This window comes from Aureimonas pseudogalii, assembly GCF_014196835.1.
Taxonomy (GTDB): domain Bacteria; phylum Pseudomonadota; class Alphaproteobacteria; order Rhizobiales; family Rhizobiaceae; genus Aureimonas; species Aureimonas pseudogalii.
The window spans coordinates 78,276-95,843 of sequence record NZ_JACIEK010000004.1 but is presented as its reverse complement, the minus strand read 5'-3'; the positions used below and the strand labels follow the sequence as shown (position 1 = coordinate 95,843).

Genomic DNA, 17,568 nt, shown 5'->3' with positions numbered 1-17,568 from the left:
CATGAGCGCGACCCTCGACAAACCCATGCGGGCCTGGATCGCGACGGGCGAGCAGGATCGCGCCAGCCGGGTCCGCGACTGCATCGCCGACTTCTCCGAAGGCCTCGCCAAGCGCGAGCTCTGGCTGTTCCTCGGCTGGCGTGACGTGCGCAAGCACTACAGCCGCTCGATCCTCGGGCCCTTCTGGCTCACCCTGTCGATGGGCGTGATGGTCGGCGGCCTCGGCGTGCTCTATTCCGAGATCTTCGGGCAGGACATCCACGACTACCTGCCCTTCCTCGCCATCGGCTTCATCATGTGGGGTCTCATCGGCACCACGATCACCGGCAGCTGCGACATCTTTTCGGGAGCGGCGACCGCGGTGCGCCAGATCCGCATGCCCATGAGCGTCTACCTGTTCCAGTTCATGTGGAAGCAGCTCATCACCTTCGGCCACAACTTCATCATCTACATCGTGGTCGCGATGGTCTTCGGCATCTGGCCCGGCCTCAATGGCCTGCTCTTCATTCCCGCGCTGGCGCTGGTGACGCTGAACGGCCTGTTCGTGGCGATGATCCTCGGGCCGCTCTGCGCGCGCTTCCGCGACATTCCGATGATCGTGGCGAGCGTCATCCAGGTGATCTTCTTCATGACGCCGATCCTCTGGAACGCGTCGATGGTGCCTAACCGCGCCTTCTTCCTCGCGGCGAACCCGTTCTACCATTTCATCGAGATCACCCGCGATCCGCTGCTCGGCGGCACCGGCCTCCTGCAGAACTGGCTGGCCTGCATCGGCATCACGATCGTCACCGGCACCGTCGCCTTCTTCTTCTTCGCGCGCTACCGCAGCCGCATCGCCTATTGGGCCTGATCGCGACATGGCATCCATTCGTTTCGACGCCGTCTCGGTCGACATTCCCATCTTCAACGCCAGCAACCGCTCGCTGAAGAACAACGTCATCTCGGCCGCCACCGGTGGGCAGATCCAGCCGCGCGACAGCGGGCGGCTTTCGGTGCGCGCGGTGGACCAGCTGTCGCTTTCGCTCGAGCATGGCACGCGCGTCGGCCTCGTCGGCCACAATGGTGCAGGCAAGTCGACGATCCTGCGCATCATGGCCGGGATCTACGCGCCGACCGCCGGGCGCGTCAGCGTCAGCGGCGACGTCGCCTCGATGTTCGATCTTGCCTTCGGCATGGATCCGGACGCCACGGGTTGGGACAACATCATCCTACGCGGCATGCTGCTCGGCTATTCCAAGCAGGAGATCCAGCGGCGGGCCGACGAGATCGGCGCGATCAGCGATCTCGGCGAGTTCCTCGACATGCCGCTGCGCACCTACTCCACCGGCATGGCGACGCGCCTCGCCTTCGCGGTGTCGACCTCGATCCGGCCGGAGATCCTCTTGATCGACGAGGGCATCGGCGCCGGCGACGCGGCCTTCCTGCAGCAGGCCAAGGAGCGGATGCGCGCCTTCGTCAGCGAGGCCGGCCTCCTCGTCCTCGCCTCGCATGCCGACGACCTGCTACGCCAGTGGTGCACCACGGCGATCTGGATGGAGCACGGGCGCATGCGCATGCATGCCGGCATCGACGAGGTGCTCGACGCCTATCACGACTCCCTGACGGCGGCCTGAGACCGGTGATGGCGCAGGCTTCGTGCCGTCCGGCGTTCGAGCGCTCCGCGTGATCGCGCAGATCAGAGCCCGCGCCGTTCAAGCCTTCAAGCTGGTCCACTGGACGGCGACCGGTCAGCTGCTGCACCGCTATCGCCTGTGGAAGGCTTGGCAGAACCGCGTGGAACTGGCGGCGGCCTATGATCGCTGGGTCGCGCGCTGCGACACGATCGACGCGCGCGACCGGGCGCTGATCCGAGCCGAGATCGAGGGTTTCGCTTACCGTCCGCTGATCTCGGTGATCATGCCGACCTACGACACGGACGATCGGCTGCTGCGCGATGCAATCGCCTCGGTGCAGGCGCAGCTCTACCCGCACTGGGAACTCTGCATCGCCGACGACTGCTCGCCCGATCCGCGCGTCGCCGAGACGATCCGCGAGCTCGCAAGCGCCGAGCCGCGCATCAAGTGGGTGGTGCGCGAGACCAACGGCAACATTTCGCAGGCCTCGAACACGGCCCTGTCGCTGGCGGCCGGCGAGTTCACGGCGCTGATGGACCATGACGACCTCGTGCCGGAGCACGCACTCTACCGCGTCGCGCGCGAGCTTCAGTCGTCGCCGGATCTCAACGTCCTCTACAGCGACGAGGACCAGATCGACGCCGCGGGGCGGCGCCACGGTCCCTACTTCAAGCCGGCCTGGAACCTCGACCTGCTGCTCGGACACAACGTGGTCAGCCATCTCGGCGTCTACCGGACGTCGTTGCTGCGCGAGATCGGCGGCTTTCGCGTCGGCTACGAGGGCAGCCAGGACTACGATCTCGCGCTGCGCTCGGTCGCAGCTTCCGCACCGGGTACGATCCGCCACATCCCGGCAGTGCTCTACCATTGGCGGCGGCTCGACGAGGGCTCGTTCTCGCAGTCGCAACTCGATCGTTGCATCGATGCCGCGCGACGCGCCATCGGCGACTTTCTGGCGACCCATCCAGGCGCCGACGGCGCACGCATCTCGTCGCTACCCGGCCGCGATCAGTGGACGCAGGTGCACTGGCCGCTTCCCGATCCCCAGCCCAGCGTCTCGATCGTCATCCCGACGCGTGATCGCGCCGATCTTCTGGAACGCTGCGTCGCTGGCCTGCTGGAGCGCACGCGCTACGAGACGTTCGAGATCGTCATCGTCGACAATGGCAGCGTCGAACCGGAGACCCTGGACCTACTGGTCCGTCTGGCCGGCGACCCCCGCGTCCGCGTGGTCGAGAGCCCCGGCGACTTCAACTACGCACGCCTCAACAACGAAGCCATCGCCCCGATCCGATCCGACGTCGTCGTCCTCCTCAACAACGACATCGACGTGATCGCGCCGGACTGGCTCGAGGAGATGGTGTCGCACGCGATCCGGCCGGATGTCGGCGCGGTCGGCGCCAAGCTCCTCTATGCCGACGAGCGGGTTCAGCATGCGGGCGTCGCGCTCGGCGCCGGCGAAGCGTTCGACGGCAGCACCGGCGTCGCCGGCCATTTCGGCCATCTCGCGCCGCGCGACGATGTCGGCTATGGCGGCCAGCTGGCGTTGGCACGAGAGCTTTCGGCCGTGACGGCCGCCTGCCTCGCCCTTCGACGCGAGGTCTTCGAAGCGGTCGGCGGGTTCGACGAGACCTCGCTCAAGGTCGCCTTCAACGACGTCGATCTGTGTCTGCGCATCCGGCAGAAGGGCTGGCGGATCGTCTGGACGCCCTTCGCCGAACTCTACCACCTGGAATCACAGTCGCGCGGTAGCGACATGCAGGGCCCCAACCGCGCGCGGTTCGAGGCGGAAAGCCGTGTCATGCAGGAACGATGGGGCGAGGCTCTTCGCGCCGATCCGTTCTACAACATCAATTTCGAGCGCGGACACATCGATTTCCGGCTGGATTTCGAGCATTCGACCTCGAAACCCTGGCGGTTGCCCGAGAAAACCTGAAACCGCGCAGCCGACGAACCGGACACCTCTGATCCGGCGTCCGGCAGAGGGCCGACCGGCGACGGTTCCCTCGCCGGCAGAAACGCCCCCGCCCCTCGTCCCGCCGGGTCAGACCGCCAAGCCACCCTCGTCGAAGCGATGCAGCCGGCCCGCCTCGGGCGTCAGCCAGACCGCGTCGCCATGGCCGACGCGGAAGTCGCCGGGCGAACGCGCCGTCACCTGCTCGCCATTGTCGAGCTTGACGTGGACGAACGTGTCGGAGCCCAGATGCTCGGAGACGCCGGCGATGCCGCGCAGCTCGCCGCTCGTGGTCGAGAGGCTGGTATGCTCGGGCCGGAAGCCGACCGTGGCTGCGCCGTGCTTGGCCGCGAACGCGCCCTTGAGGACGTTCATCTTCGGCGAACCGATGAAGCCGGCGACGAAGAGGTTGTGCGGGTGGGCGTAGAGGTCGAGCGGCGAGCCCACCTGCTCGATGTTGCCCTTGTTCAGCACCACGATCTTGTCGGCCATGGTCATCGCCTCGACCTGGTCGTGCGTGACGTAGATCATCGTGGTCTTCAGCTGCTGATGCAGCTCCGAGAGCTCCAGCCGCATGTTGACGCGCAGCGCCGCGTCGAGATTGGACAGCGGCTCGTCGAAGAGGAAGCCCTTGGGCTCGCGCACGATGGCGCGGCCGATGGCGACGCGCTGGCGCTGGCCGCCCGAGAGTTCGCGCGGCTTGCGGTGGAGATAGTCGGTGAGGTTGAGCGTCGCAGCCGCGCCCTTCACCTTGGCGTCGATCTGGTCCTTCGACATGCCCGCCATCTTCAGCGGGAAGCCGATGTTGGAGGCGACGCTCATGTGCGGATAGAGCGCGTAGGACTGGAACACCATCGCCAGCTCGCGCTTTGCCGGAGGCGCGTCGGTGACGTCGCGTCCGTCGATCACCACCTTGCCGCCGGACGTGTCCTCCAGGCCGGCGATGAGGCGCAGAAGGGTCGACTTGCCGCAGCCCGAGGGGCCGACGAAGACGACGAACTCGCCATCCTCGATCTGCAGGTCGAGGCCGGGAATGATGACGGCGTCGCCGAAGCGCTTGCTGACGTTCTGGAGCGTGATCGCACTCATGCGCAATTCCTCTGGATGGGAGCGGTCACTTCACGGCGCCGAAGGTGAGGCCGCGAACGAGCTGCTTCTGCGAGAACCAGCCGATGATCAGGATGGGAGCGATGGCGAGCGTCGAGGCGGCCGAGAGCTTGGCGTAGAAGTTGCCCTGCGGGCTGGAGAAGGATGCGATGAAGGCCGTCAGCGGCGCCGCGTTGGTGGTGGTCAGCAGCAGCGTCCAAAACGCCTCGTTCCAGGCGAGAATCACCGTGAGGAGGATCGTCGAGGCGATGCCCGGCACCGCCATCGGCGCGAGCACCTGGAACAGCTCCTGGCGCAGACTCGCGCCGTCCATTCGCGACGCCTCCAGGATCTCGCCGGGGATCTCCTTGAAGTAGGTGTAGAGCATCCAGACCATGATCGGCAGGTTGATCAGGAACAGGATGATGATCAATCCGAAGCGGCTGTCGAGCAGGCCGAGGCTGCGGAAGACGATCGTGACCGGCACGAGCGCGCCGACCGCCGGCATCATCTTGGTGGAGAGCATCCAGAGAAGGACGCTCTTGGTGCGCGGCGTCGGCGAAAATGCCATGGCCCAGGCCGCGGGAATGGCGAAGACGAGGCCGAGCAGCGTCGAGCCGAGCGAGAGATAGACGGAGTTCAGCAGGAACGCGAAATAGTTCCGCTGCTCCTGGATCGCGACGTAATTCTCTGTCGTCCAGTCGAAGAACAGGAATTTCGGCGGAATGGCGATGGCGTCGAGTTCGCTCTTGAACGAGGTCAGGATCGTCCAGAGGATCGGAAAGAAGATCAGGAAGCCCACGAACCAGGCCAGCACCGTCATCAGGGCCTTCCGGCGGGTGGAAATGCGTCGAGCCATGGATCAGGCCTCCAGATTCTTGCCGACGAGGCGGACCAGGAAGATCGACACGATGTTGGCGACCACCACGGCCACGATGCCGCCGGCCGACGCGGTGCCGACGTCGCCCTCCAGCGAGATGATCGAGGCGATCAGGAACGGCAGGTTGGAGGACGCGACGCCTCCGCCGGTGGTGACGAAGATCTCGGCATAGACGGAAAGGAGGAAGATCGTCTGGATCAGGATCACCACGGTGATCGCCCGCTTCATGTGCGGGAGCGTGATGTAGAAGAAGATCGACAGGATCCCCGCCCCGTCCATCTCGGCCGCCTCCTTCTGATCCTCGGCCAGCGACTGCAACGAGGTGAGGAAGATGAGGGTTGCGAAGGGCAGCCACATCCAGGCGACGATGACGATGATCGAGAACAGCGGATAGTCGGTCAGCCAGTTGATCGGCTGCAGCCCGACCGATTGCAGCAGCCACCCGATCACGCCGTAGACCGGGTTCATCATCATGTTCTTCCAGACCAGCGCGGCCACCGTGGGCATGACGAAGAACGGCGCCAGCACGAGAAGGCGGACCTGCGACTGGCCGAAGAACTCCTGGTCGAGCAGCAACGCGACGAACGTGCCGCCGATCACGGTGATGGCGAGGACGCCGGCGACGAGGATCAGCGTGTTCTGGAAGGCGCTGATGAAGCGTGGATCGGTGAGGAAGTAGGTGTAGTTCTCGATGCCGACGAACGGCGTCGCCGGATCGTAGAACGTGTAGCGGAGCGTCGAGAACCAGAGCGTCAATGCCAGCGGCACGAGCATCCAGATGAACAGGACGATCACCGATGGTGCCATCATCAGTCGAGCGGTGGATTTCGTGTTCGTCGTCGCCATGGCTCGATCCGAAAGGGCCGCATCGCCCCGATTGGGCGCCGGCACGGGGTTTGGCATCGAAGGGAACGCCACTCGTCTATCCCGGTCGATCGGCCGGGCTGAGGCGACGTAAAATCCCGGCCGGCACATCGCCGACCGGGATCGTCCGTTCAGGCTACTTGATGTAGCCGGCGCGGGTCAGCTCGCGAGTCGCCTGGGCCTGCGCGGCGGCCAAGGCCTGCTCGACCGTCGAGGAGCCCGAGAGCGCCGCAGCCATCTGCTGGCCGACCGCCGTGCCGAGACCCTGGAACTCGGGGATCGCCGCGAACTGCAGACCGACATAGGGCTTGTCGGCGCCGATCGACGGGTCCGCCTTGTTGATCGCGGCGAGCGTCTGCTCGGCGAAGGGCGCGGCCTTCACGTAGTTCTCGTTCTTGTAGAGCGAGGTGCGCGTGCCCGGAGGAACGTTCGCCCAGCCTTCCTTGGAGGCCACGAGCTCGGCATAGGCCTTCGACGTCGCCCAGCCGATGAAGGTCTCGGCCGCCTCGGTCTTCTGCGAGCCCGCGGGGATGGCGAGCGACCAGGCCCAGAGCCAGTTCGCGCCGTCGTTCGGGCAGCTAGCGATACCGCAGGGCGCCGGTGCGAAGCCGACCTTGTCGGCGACCTGGCTCTGCTTGGTGTCGGTCACGAAGGAGGCGGCGACGGTGGCGTCCATCCACATGCCGCACTTGCCCTGGCCGAAGAGCGACAGCGTCTCGTTGAAGCCGTTGGAGGCAGCGCCCGGAGGTCCGGACTTCGTCATCATGTCGACGTAGAGCGTGACGGCCTTCTTCCAGCCTTCGCTCTCGAACTGCGGCTTCCAGTTGGCGTCGAAATAGTTGGCGCCGAAATCGCGGGCCATGTTGCCGAGGAAGGCCATGTTCTCGCCCCAGCCCGGCTTGCCACGCAGGCAGATGCCGTAGACGCCGGCCTCCTTGTCGGTGATCTTGGCGGCGGCGTCGGCGATGAACTCCCAGGTCGGCTTCTCCGGCATGGTGATGCCGGCCTTCTCGAACAGATCCTTGCGGTAGAGCGTCATCGTGCTCTCGGCGTAGAAAGGCGCCGCGAACATCTTGCCGTCGGTCGACAGCGCCTGCCGGATCGGCGGCAGCAGGTCGTCGGCGTCGTAGTCGGCGCCGAGATTCTCGAGCGGCACCAGCCACTGGTTCTTCGACCAGATCGGAACCTCGTAGGTGCCGATGGTCATCACGTCGAACTGGCCGCCCTTCGTGGCGATGTCGGTGGTGACGCGTTGACGCAGAATGTTCTCTTCCAGCGTCACCCAGTTCAGCGCGATGTCGGGATGAGCCTTCGTGAATTCGCCCGTCAGACCCTGCATGCGGATCATGTCGCTGTTGTTGACCGTGCCGATCGTCAGCGTCGTCTGCGCCAACGCGGTTCCCGACGACAAGGCGGCGAGCGACATCGCTCCCGCCATCCAAGCGCGATAAGTCATGACGTAACCTCCCGTTGCCCACACATGAGCAAAAATTCAATGCGTGGGCAAAATCCCATCGAACCGAAAGGCTGTCAAACGATTCCCATGCCGCAGCGCACGCGGCAAACTCGTCCTTCCGAGTGTCACCCTCAACGCGACTGGCTCGCGGTCTGGTTCGCGTTGGTCGCGCTCGTCGCCGCATCCAGAAGCGCCTTCGCCGTCTCCTCGTCCGTGATCAGCCCATCGATCAGCCGGCCGCGCATCGCGGCGAGGATGCCGCCGCGTTTGGCGCGTCCCATCGCCACACCGATGACGTGGCTGCGGGGTGTCTTCGGGATCGGCGGGCTGACGACCCTACGGTTGAAGTCGCAGTCGATGATCGTGCCGGTCTCGTCGAAGATCCAGCCGATGATCTCGCCCACCGCGCCGGCGGAGACGATCTCCTCGCGCTCCACCGACGAGATGAAGCGGTCCTGCACGAGCGGCGCTGCCGGACCGATCTCGCCGATGCCGACGAAGGCGAGATCGGCCTGTTCGGCCAGCCGCAGCGAGATCTGCACCACCCGCTGCTGGTGCAGCATCGCGCGCTCCTCGGCCGAGGAGGCCACCACGGGAAGCGGCATGGGATAGTGCGGCGCCTCCACCTTGTCGGCGAGCGAGAAGATCACGTTGAAGACCGAGGCCGATCCGTCGGGCGCGATGTTGCCGGTCAACGAGACGATGCGGTGCTGCGGGCAGGACAAGAGCGGAAGCCGCTCCACCGCGGCGCGCAGCGTGCGCCCCGTGCCGATGCCGACGATGCGGGGCTGCAGACGGGAGAGTTCACGCTCGAGCCGGCGTGCGCAGGCGTCGGCCACCCCTTGCGTCGTCGACGACGAGGCGGGATCGGAGGGGACGACCTCGGCGTCGATCAGTTCGAACCGCTCCTCCAGCCGCCGGGCGAGATCGAGGCAGGCGCCGATCGGGTGATCGATGCGCACCTTGACGAGACCCGAACTCACCGAGAGCGACACCAGCCGCTGGGCGCCCTGCCGCGAGATGCCGAGCTTGGCGGCGATCTCCTCCTGCGTGTTGCCGGCGACATAGTAGAGCCACCCGGCTCGCGCCGCGTCGTCGAGTCGGCTGACCGGCTCTTCCCTCGTCTTGCCCATGTCCATCCTCCCGGCCGGCGCGGCCCATGCTCGTCCATTCGCCGGGACTTCGTGTCCCGAACGTCGCCGCCGATACCCTCGCCGACGGAGCGATCGAATCCCCCGCGCCATCGCTACCGCGCCCGGGGTGCCCGGACCAGACCTCGGTCCGACGCGGATTATTGCATGAGCGAGCAGTGAAGACTTGGAATCCGCGGGGTTTCGCGCATTGTATCGCAGCGGGAAAATCACAGGGGCAGCGTTTGGCCGTTTTTGACGAGATGCAGGCGGAGGGCGGCGACGTCCGTCACCCCTATCGGCGGTTTCACGCCTGGTACGAGCAGCAGGTTCCCCAGACGCTGGCGGCGAAGGCCGGCGAGGCGGAGGGTTTCTTCCGCCGCACGGGCATCACCTTCAACGTCTACGGGCAGGACGAGGCCGCCGAGCGGCTGATCCCCTTCGATCTCGTGCCGCGGATCATCTCGGGCCGCGAGTGGGCGCATCTGGCCGAAGGCATCGAGCAGCGCGTGCGCGGGCTCAACGCCTTCCTCGACGACATCTACCACGACCAGGAGATCGTGAAGGCCGGCATCGTGCCCAAGCGCCTGATCGAGGGCAACGAGGCCTTCATCCCGCAGATGGTGGGCTTCCGCCCGCCCGGCGGCGTCTACACGCACATCATCGGCGTCGACATCGTACGCACCGCCGAGAACCAGTTCTTCGTTCTCGAAGACAATGCCCGCACCCCCTCCGGCGTCTCGTACATGATCGAGAACCGCGAGACGATGATGCAGATGTTTCCCGAGCTCTTCGCGCAGAACCGCGTGCGCCCAGTCGAGACCTACCCGCGGCACCTGCGCCGCTCGCTGCAGGCCGTGGCGCCGCCCGCCTGCAAGGGCACGCCGCGCGTCGCGGTCCTGACGCCCGGAATCCACAATTCCGCCTATTACGAGCACGCCTTCCTCGCCGACCAGATGGGCGTCGAGCTCGTGGAGGGGTCCGACCTCAAGCTGATCGACGACCGCATCGCCATGCGCACGACCGAGGGCTATCTGCCGATCGACGTGCTCTACCGACGCGTCGACGACGCCTATCTCGATCCGTTGAGCTTCCGCCCGGATTCGGTGCTCGGCGTGCCCGGCATCATGGACGTCTACCGCAACGGCGGCATCACCATCGCCAACGCACCGGGAACCGGCATCGCCGACGACAAGGCGATCTATTCCTACATGCCGGCCATCGTCGAGTTCTACACCGGCAAGCCGGCGCTCCTCGAAAACGTGCCGACCTGGCGGTGCGCGGAAGCCGACAGCCTCGCCTACGTGCTGGAGCACCTCCACGAACTCGTGGTGAAGGAGGTGCACGGGTCCGGCGGCTACGGCATGCTGGTCGGCCCCGCGTCGTCGAAAAGCGAGTGCGAGGCCTTCGCGGCCAAGCTGCGCGAGCGTCCGGGCAACTACATCGCGCAGCCGACGCTGGCGCTCTCCACCGTGCCGATCCTGACAGAAAGCGGGCTGGCGCCCCGGCATGTCGATCTGCGCCCCTTCGTGCTCGTGTCGGACCAGGTGAAGATCATTCCCGGCGGGCTGACGCGCGTCGCGCTGAAGGAGGGCTCGCTCGTGGTCAATTCCAGCCAGGGAGGGGGAACGAAGGACACCTGGGTTCTCGAAGACTGACGCGCCGCAGGGCTGCGTGCCCGGCGCGATCGCAGGCCGGCCCCCCGGCCAAGCGAACCCGACCCCACCCTTCATTCGGACAGGACGAACGTAAACACCCATGCCGCTTCTCGGACGCACCGCCAACGGGCTCTTCTGGATGCAACGCTACATCGAACGGGCCGAGAACATGGCCCGGCTGCTCGATGCCGGCCTGCGCCTTTCCCTGACCAACCTCTCGGCCGAGCCGGACGAATGGCAGTCGATCCTCGTCTCGGCCGGCGTCGAGATCGGCTATCTCGAAAAATACGCCGCCTTCGAGCCCGCCCACATCATCGACTACATGCTGCGCGACCTCGACAACGGGTCGAGCGTCCTTTCCTCGATGGGCACGGCGCGCACCAACGGGCGCATGGTGCGCACCGCGCTGACCCGCGAGACCTGGGAGGCGCTGAACGAGAGCTGGATGGTGCTCAAGCAGCGCCTGTCGCGCCCGGTTGACGACCTCCCCGCCGTGCTCGATCTCGTCAAGTCGCGCACGGCGCTCATCCGCGGCTCGTTCTACGGCACGATGCTGCGCAACGAGATCTTCGACTTCTGCAACCTCGGCACCTTCGTCGAGCGCGCCGACAACACGGCCCGCATCCTCGACGTGAAATACTGGGTGCTGCTGCCCACCCATTCGTCGGTGGGCTCCTCGCTCGACAACTACCAGTGGGGCTCGATCCTGCGCTCGGTCTCGGCGCTTCGCTCCTACGCCTGGGAATACGACGCCGACCTTCGCGCCACCGACATCATCCACTTCCTGATGCTGAACCGGCGGATGCCGCGCTCGCTCGCCTATTCCTACCGCTGCATCGGCGACAGCCTCGACTATCTGGCGAAGGCCTACGGCACCGACCATCCGTGTCTCGGCACGGCCCGCGCGATCGTGGCGCGGCTGGAGGAGAAGTCGGTGACGGAGATCATCGACGGCGGGCTGCACGAATTCCTCGAAGCCTTCATCACCGACAACAACCGCCTGTCGAACGAGATCGCGCGCAACTACAGCTTTTACTCCTGACCGTGGCCACACCCGGCACCCGTTTGCGCTTGCGCCGCGGCCGGCTTGACGCGATAGGTTCGCGCTTGGGGAAAGCGCCGGGGTGCGCGGGGGAAGGAATGCGACGATGACCTACTGCGTGGGTCTGCTGCTCGATCGAGGCCTCGTGTTCATGTCGGACACGCGGACGAACGCGGGCATCGACAACATCTCGGTGGTCACCAAGCTGCGCACGTGGAGCGTGCCCGGCGACCGCTTCCTCTGCCTGATGTCGGCGGGAAATCTCGCCACCACCCAATCCACCGTCTCGCTTCTCGAGGAGCGGGGTCTGGCGCCGGCGGAGCGAAAGCCCAGCCTCCTCTCGCAGCCCTCGATGTTCCAGACCGCCAAGCTCATCGGCGAGACGCTGAAGGAGGTCATCTCCTACACGGCCGAAGCCGGGCAGGAAGCCTCAAGCCGGTTTTCCGGGTCCTTCATTCTCGGGGGCCAGATCAAGGGCGGGCGGCCGCGCCTGTTCATGATCTACCCGGAGGGCAACTTCATCGAGGCCGGGCCCGACAATCCGTTCTTCCAGATCGGCGAGCACAAGTACGGGCGCCCGATCCTGGTGCGGACCTACGGGCCGAACATGAGCCTCGAGGATGCCGCGAAGCTGCTCCTCGTCTCCTTCGACTCGACGATCAAGTCCAACCTTTCGGTCGGCCTGCCGATCGATCTCCAGGTCTACGAGACGGATTCGCTCGTCGCCGGCTATCGGCAGCGCTTCGACGAACGCCATCCCTATTACCGGCAGATTTCGGAGGGCTGGTCCGACAGCCTGAAGACGGCGTTCGACCGCCTGCCCCCCTTCGTGCCGGATGCCGCCTGACGAGGCTGGTCTGGCGAGGCGACCGCCTCGCCGTCAGCCCGGATCGCGCGACAGACCCTTCTCCGAGAGTTCCTGCAGATAGGCGCTCCACGACGCCTCGCGTTCGCGCGAGAGCTGGGCGAGGAAGCGCCACGTGAAGAGACCGGAATCGTGGCCGTCGTCGAACACGATGCGGATCGCGTAGTGCCCGACCGGGCGGATGTCGGAGATCGCGACGTCCCGCTTGCCGCCGACGGTGCGGCGCTGATCGTGCGAGTGCCCCTGCACCTCGGCCGAGGGCGAGCGAACGCGCAACAATTCCGCCGTCAGTTCGGCCTGCCCCCCTTCCGTCCAGCTGAGCTTGAGCAGACGTCGGTCGGGCGAGACGCGGATCTCGGTCGGCGGGCGCTCGGCGATCGGCTCCATGACGGGTCTTTCCTGCGGTTCGGGCGGCGGGACGCTTGACCCTGTGGTGCACCGCTTCCACATTCGTCTCAAGTGCGAAAGAAAGGACGGCGGCGTCGCGGTCGCCTGACGATGAACCTTCATGAGCCCATCCGCCTGTCCGCCACGCCGGAACTGATCGATCCCTTCGGACGATCCGTCACCTACCTCCGGGTTTCGGTGACCGACCGCTGCGATTTTCGCTGCGTCTACTGCATGGCCGAGGACATGACGTTCCTGCCCAAGCGCGACCTGCTGACGCTGGAGGAATTGGACAGGCTGTCGAGCGCCTTCGTCGATCGCGGCGTGCGGCGCCTGCGCCTCACCGGTGGCGAGCCGCTGGTGCGCAAGAACATCATGCATCTCGTCCGCTCGTTGTCGCGCCATCTCGTCAGCGGCGCGCTGGACGAACTCACGCTGACCACCAATGGCTCGCAGCTCGCGCGCCATGCCGCGGAACTGGCCGATTGCGGCGTCAAGCGGCTGAACGTGTCGCTGGACACGCTCGATCCCGACAAGTTCCGCCACATCACCCGGTGGGGCGATCTCGGCCGGGTGCTCGAGGGCATCCACGCCGCGCAGGCCGCCGGCATCAAGGTCAAGCTCAACGCCGTCGCACTGAAGGATTTCAACGAGGGCGAGCTCCCCTTCATGCTCCGCTGGGCCCATGGCGAGGGGATGGACCTGACCTTCATCGAGACCATGCCGCTCGGCGAGATCGACGAGGACCGGACCGATCGTTATCTCTCGCTCAAATTGGTCCGCTCGCGGCTGGAGCGCGAGTTCACCCTGCGCGACATTCCCTACAAGACCGGCGGGCCGGCGCGCTATGTCGAGGTCGCGGAGACGGGCGGGCGGCTCGGCTTCATCACGCCGATGAGCCACAATTTCTGCGAGAGCTGCAACCGCGTCCGCGTCACCTGCACCGGCACCCTCTATATGTGCCTGGGCCAGGAGGATGCGGCGGATCTGCGCGGCGTCATGCGCTCGTCCGATAGCGACGCGGCGCTTCACCGCGCCATCGACGAGGCCATCGCGCGCAAGCCGAAGGGGCATGATTTCATCATCGACCGGACCACGAGCCGGCCCGCGGTGGCACGTCACATGAGCGTGACCGGAGGATAGCGACGGGTCGGCTGCGGAACCGTAAGGCGCTCAGATCATTCCCGAGACAACGAAAACGTCTCGCGTGAGGACTCCGATGATCGCTCTCTGGAAACCCGCTCTGGCACTCGGTGCCGTGCTCATGGCCTCGACGGGCTGCACCACGACGGAGCGAACGGTGGGCGGCGCGGCGATCGGCGGCGTTGGTGGCGCGGTGGTCGGCGATGCCATCGGCGGATCGGGGGGCGCGGTGATCGGCGGCCTAGCCGGAGGCACGGCCGGTGCCGTCATCGGTCGCAATTCGGGCCGCCGTGGATATTACTGATCCCGCAGGTACCCGCTCTGTGGTCGAATGAAGAGGGCTCTCGCGGCAAACGGCAGCGAGAGCCTTTTCTTTATCCGTTCGTTTCCTCGTAGGCCTTCATCGCCGAGACACGGTTGATCGACCCATCCGCATCATCGGCAGAATTGGGAGGGGCGAGGAACGGCATCTGGACAACCGTCCAGGCCGAGCGTTCGACCAGCGCTGCCGAAGCCGCGACCCCGACGGTGGCAGGCGATCTGTCCACCGCGGCAGTCGTCGCCACCGCCGATGGAGTCGGCGCCCAGATTCGGCGCCACTCTTCGAGCTTGGCCTGTCGCTCGACGCCGGAACTTCCACTCTGCTGCAACAGGGACATGCCGTTCGCCTTTCTTGGCTGGCTCTTCGACCGTCATAGACCCTCGCTTCGTCTGGAAACGTTGAGATGATCGATCGCATTTGAGCGACTTGCGAGATCGATGCAGATCGTGCTTTCCCGTCGAGATCATGACGGCGCCGGATCGCGGCGTGCGGTCGCCCCTCCCCGCATGGTTCCCCCGTCGTGCCACCGCCTCTTCCCCCTTCCGCCGGCCCCGCCCCTGGCGACAACCTGCGGGCCAGCCTGCTGATGACGGGGGCGATGGCGTGCTTTGCCGTCAACGATCTCCTCGTGAAACTCTCCTCCGCCTCGATCGAGCCGATGCAGATCATGGCCCTGCGCGGGGTGATGACCTCCGCTCTGCTGTTCGCGCTCGCCTATGGGCGGGGAGCCCTGCGACCCTGGAGAACGGCGTTCACGCCGGTTCTTCTCCTGCGAACCGTCGCCGACGTCGGAACCACGATCTCCTACATCTCGGCGCTTCGCCATCTTCCGCTCGCCAACGCCTCGGCGATCTTTCAGGCGCTTCCGCTGACGATCACGCTCGCGGCGGCTGTGTTTCTCGGCGAGCCCGTGGGTTGGCGACGCTGGCTCGCGATCGTCGTCGGCTTCTTCGGCGTGCTCGTGATCCTGCGGCCGACGGGCGACGGGTTCGGCGTCTATGCGATCTGGGTTCTCGTCTCGGTCGCCTTCGCGGCCCTGCGCGATCTCGCGACGAGGCGCCTGCCCACGGCCCTGCCGTCGCTGCTGGTCGCGGGCATCACGTCGGTCGCCGTCAGCCTCACCGGTTTCGTCATGTTGCCGGTGGTCGGATGGAGCCCGATGACGGCGGATCTCTGGATGTGGCTCGCCGTGGCGTCGGTTGCCATCGGCGCGGGCTACGTGATGATCGTCGCCTCGATGCGAACCGGCGACATGGGTTTCGTCGCGCCGTTCCGCTACACGGTTCTTCTGTTCGCCTTCGCGCTCGGCGTCCTCGTTCTCGGCGAGCGGCCGGACTGGCAGGAGATCGTCGGGTCGTGCATCGTGGTGGCGAGCGGCGCCTACATGATCCACCGCGAGGCCAGGCGCCGGCGGCCGCTGACCGTGCCGCCCAGCGCGCGATGAGGACGATGGCGCATGGCTGACCGCCGACCCCTCTTCGCCGTGGTGCTCGCGGGCGGACGCGGCTCGCGCATGGGCTCGGCGATTCCGAAGCCCTTGATCGAGATCGGCGGCCGTCCGCTGATCGAGCGCGTCCTCGACGTCGTTCGCCTGCGGGCAGACGGAACGGTGATCTCGACCAACGCGCCCGAAAGCTTCGCCCATCTCGGCCTTCCCGCGATCGCCGACGAGGAGCCGGACTTCGCCGGTCCGCTCGCTGGACTTGTGGCGGCCGCGCGTTGGTTCGCAGCACGCGAGGAGCGTCCCTTCCACCTTCTGTCGGTGGCCGGCGACACGCCGTTTCTTCCCGCCGATCTGGTCGCCCGGCTTGCGGACGGCGCAGAGGACGACGCCGTCGCCGTCGCCGCGCAGGCCGGACACGTCCATCCGATCGTTGCGCTCTGGTCGTCCGACATCGTCTGCGACCTTTCCATCGACCCTGCCGCCCCGCGCCGCGACCGATCGCTTCGCGCGATCCAGGAGGCGCATGCCTGCCGCATCGTCGATTTCGCCGCCGACGCTCGCGCGCCCGGCGGGGATCCTTTCTTCAACGTCAACACACCGGTCGATCTGGCGCTGGCACGCCGCTGGGTAGAAATCACAGGATAGTCGGTTCGGGGCTCGCGACCGCCCTTGTCAGGTCGGCCCGTCGGACGTATCGCTTGGATAATAGGCATGCTCACACTTCAAGCGATCGACCGATGAACGCTTGAAAACACCGGCTGAAGGTTCTCGATGACCGCATTCAAGACTCTCCTGCTCGCCACAGCGTCGCTCGTCGCGGCCTCCTCGCTCGCCAGCGCCCAGGAGAGCGATGCCGACAAGACGTGGACGGAGGTGCGCATCGGCACCGAGGGCGCCTATCCCCCGTTCAACTATCTGGATACGTCGGGCAAGCTCGTCGGGTTCGACATCGACATCGCGCAGGCCCTCTGCGACCAGATGAAGGTCACCTGCACCTTCGTCGCGCAGGATTGGGACGGCATCATTCCCGCCCTGCAGAACCAGCGCTTCGACGCGATCATCGCCTCCATGTCGATCACGCCGGAGCGTGAGAAGCAGGTGCTCTTCACCAACAAGTACTACAACACGCCGGGCGCCATCGCGGTGCCGAAGGACAGCCCGCTCGCCGACGCGAGCCCGGCCTCGCTGAAGGGCAAGAGCATCGGCGCCCAGGGTTCGACGACCCATGCACAGGCCGCCGAGAAGTTCTTCCCCGACGCGGACGTGCGGATCTATCCCTCGGCCGAGGAATACAAGCTCGACGTGGAGAACGGCCGCGTCGACGCGGTCATGGATGACATCGTCGTCCTCTCGCAGTGGATCGACAGCCCAGCGGGCGCCTGCTGCAAGATCCTCGGAACGATGCCGGACGACGAATCCATCTACGGCAAGGGTGCGGGCGTCGCGCTTCGTCCCGGCAGCGAGAAGCTGAAGAAAATGTTCGACGACGCGATCGTCGCGATCCGGGCGAACGGCGTCTACAAGAGCGTGCAGGACAAGTACTTCAAGTTCGACGTCTACGGAAAGTGAGCCGCCCGGCCGGATGTGGCGAGCGCCGCGTCCGGTCCTTCGTCCCGCCCGGCCCATGACCCTCCGGGGTCGGGCCCCGAGCGCAGGCACCCCATCCGGATGCACGAACCCCTTCTCTCGGCTCTTGCCGTCCCGCGGTCCCATGCCGCCTTCCC

General features: G+C 66.2%; 18 protein-coding genes. 11 read left to right on the top strand and 7 right to left on the bottom strand.

Going from position 1 to position 17,568, the window contains the following annotated elements; translation table 11 throughout:
• Nucleotide 1: 1 nt before the first annotated feature.
• The 3 genes from GGR04_RS10150 to GGR04_RS10140 are packed head-to-tail and all read left to right on the top strand — an operon-like array spanning nucleotide 2 to nucleotide 3,549.
• The gene (locus tag GGR04_RS10150; RefSeq protein ID WP_183199758.1) at nucleotides 2-850 is read left to right on the top strand and encodes an ABC transporter permease; all 849 of its coding nucleotides are present in this window, start codon (nucleotides 2-4) and stop codon (nucleotides 848-850) included.
• 7 nt (nucleotides 851-857) lie between these two features.
• Nucleotides 858-1,613, top strand: a complete 756-nt coding sequence (locus GGR04_RS10145) for an ABC transporter ATP-binding protein (protein WP_183199757.1) — start codon at nucleotides 858-860, stop codon at nucleotides 1,611-1,613.
• A gap of 49 nt (nucleotides 1,614-1,662) precedes the next feature.
• Complete coding sequence (locus GGR04_RS10140) at nucleotides 1,663-3,549, top strand: glycosyltransferase family 2 protein (RefSeq protein ID WP_183199756.1); 1,887 nt, start codon at nucleotides 1,663-1,665, stop codon at nucleotides 3,547-3,549.
• A gap of 108 nt (nucleotides 3,550-3,657) precedes the next feature.
• Here GGR04_RS10140 and GGR04_RS10135 read toward each other — a convergent pair whose 3' ends face one another.
• From GGR04_RS10135 to GGR04_RS10115, 5 genes are all read right to left on the bottom strand, one after another.
• Nucleotides 3,658-4,656, bottom strand: coding sequence for an ABC transporter ATP-binding protein (locus GGR04_RS10135; RefSeq protein ID WP_183199755.1), 999 nt, complete (start codon nucleotides 4,654-4,656; stop codon nucleotides 3,658-3,660).
• Nucleotides 4,657-4,681: 25 nt separating this feature from the next.
• Nucleotides 4,682-5,512 (bottom strand): carbohydrate ABC transporter permease, encoded by an 831-nt coding sequence (locus tag GGR04_RS10130; RefSeq protein WP_183199754.1) that lies wholly within the window; start codon nucleotides 5,510-5,512, stop codon nucleotides 4,682-4,684.
• A gap of 3 nt (nucleotides 5,513-5,515) precedes the next feature.
• A complete protein-coding gene (locus tag GGR04_RS10125; RefSeq protein ID WP_183199753.1) occupies nucleotides 5,516-6,379 on the bottom strand; it encodes a carbohydrate ABC transporter permease in 864 nt (287 codons plus the stop codon).
• A gap of 154 nt (nucleotides 6,380-6,533) precedes the next feature.
• Nucleotides 6,534-7,835: an ABC transporter substrate-binding protein gene (locus GGR04_RS10120; RefSeq protein ID WP_246393105.1), complete on the bottom strand. Its 1,302-nt coding sequence runs from the start codon at nucleotides 7,833-7,835 to the stop codon at nucleotides 6,534-6,536.
• 149 nt (nucleotides 7,836-7,984) lie between these two features.
• The gene (locus tag GGR04_RS10115; protein WP_183199751.1) at nucleotides 7,985-8,986 is read right to left on the bottom strand and encodes a sugar-binding transcriptional regulator; all 1,002 of its coding nucleotides are present in this window, start codon (nucleotides 8,984-8,986) and stop codon (nucleotides 7,985-7,987) included.
• Nucleotides 8,987-9,228: 242 nt separating this feature from the next.
• On the opposite strand from GGR04_RS10115, the gene GGR04_RS10110 reads away from it, so the two are divergent.
• From GGR04_RS10110 to GGR04_RS10100, 3 genes are all read left to right on the top strand, one after another.
• Nucleotides 9,229-10,641: a circularly permuted type 2 ATP-grasp protein gene (locus tag GGR04_RS10110; protein ID WP_183199750.1), complete on the top strand. Its 1,413-nt coding sequence runs from the start codon at nucleotides 9,229-9,231 to the stop codon at nucleotides 10,639-10,641.
• A gap of 100 nt (nucleotides 10,642-10,741) precedes the next feature.
• Entirely contained in the window at nucleotides 10,742-11,683 is a 942-nt protein-coding gene (locus GGR04_RS10105) for an alpha-E domain-containing protein (RefSeq protein WP_183199749.1), read from the top strand.
• 106 nt (nucleotides 11,684-11,789) lie between these two features.
• Entirely contained in the window at nucleotides 11,790-12,530 is a 741-nt protein-coding gene (locus GGR04_RS10100; RefSeq protein WP_183199748.1) for a proteasome-type protease, read from the top strand.
• A gap of 33 nt (nucleotides 12,531-12,563) precedes the next feature.
• Here GGR04_RS10100 and GGR04_RS10095 read toward each other — a convergent pair whose 3' ends face one another.
• Nucleotides 12,564-12,935, bottom strand: a complete 372-nt coding sequence (locus GGR04_RS10095) for a gamma-butyrobetaine hydroxylase family protein (RefSeq protein WP_183199747.1) — start codon at nucleotides 12,933-12,935, stop codon at nucleotides 12,564-12,566.
• 111 nt (nucleotides 12,936-13,046) lie between these two features.
• Between GGR04_RS10095 and moaA the strand changes: the two genes are divergently transcribed.
• Both moaA and GGR04_RS10085 read left to right on the top strand, forming a co-directional pair.
• On the top strand, nucleotides 13,047-14,078 hold the full coding sequence (gene moaA, locus GGR04_RS10090) for a GTP 3',8-cyclase MoaA (RefSeq protein ID WP_183199746.1): 1,032 nt from the start codon (nucleotides 13,047-13,049) through the stop codon (nucleotides 14,076-14,078).
• 76 nt (nucleotides 14,079-14,154) lie between these two features.
• On the top strand, nucleotides 14,155-14,382 hold the full coding sequence (locus tag GGR04_RS10085) for a YMGG-like glycine zipper-containing protein (protein ID WP_183199745.1): 228 nt from the start codon (nucleotides 14,155-14,157) through the stop codon (nucleotides 14,380-14,382).
• A 70-nt stretch (nucleotides 14,383-14,452) separates the two neighbouring features.
• On the opposite strand, the gene GGR04_RS10080 is transcribed toward GGR04_RS10085, so the two are convergent.
• The gene (locus tag GGR04_RS10080) at nucleotides 14,453-14,737 is read right to left on the bottom strand and encodes a hypothetical protein (RefSeq protein ID WP_183199744.1); all 285 of its coding nucleotides are present in this window, start codon (nucleotides 14,735-14,737) and stop codon (nucleotides 14,453-14,455) included.
• A 183-nt stretch (nucleotides 14,738-14,920) separates the two neighbouring features.
• Between GGR04_RS10080 and GGR04_RS10075 the strand changes: the two genes are divergently transcribed.
• The 3 genes from GGR04_RS10075 (at nucleotide 14,921) to GGR04_RS10065 (ending at nucleotide 17,413) form a co-directional block, all read left to right on the top strand.
• Complete coding sequence (locus tag GGR04_RS10075; RefSeq protein ID WP_312857436.1) at nucleotides 14,921-15,844, top strand: DMT family transporter; 924 nt, start codon at nucleotides 14,921-14,923, stop codon at nucleotides 15,842-15,844.
• A 12-nt stretch (nucleotides 15,845-15,856) separates the two neighbouring features.
• Nucleotides 15,857-16,489: a molybdenum cofactor guanylyltransferase gene (mobA, locus tag GGR04_RS10070; RefSeq protein ID WP_183199743.1), complete on the top strand. Its 633-nt coding sequence runs from the start codon at nucleotides 15,857-15,859 to the stop codon at nucleotides 16,487-16,489.
• 126 nt (nucleotides 16,490-16,615) lie between these two features.
• Nucleotides 16,616-17,413: an ABC transporter substrate-binding protein gene (locus tag GGR04_RS10065; RefSeq protein ID WP_183199742.1), complete on the top strand. Its 798-nt coding sequence runs from the start codon at nucleotides 16,616-16,618 to the stop codon at nucleotides 17,411-17,413.
• Nucleotides 17,414-17,568: the final 155 nt, after the last annotated feature.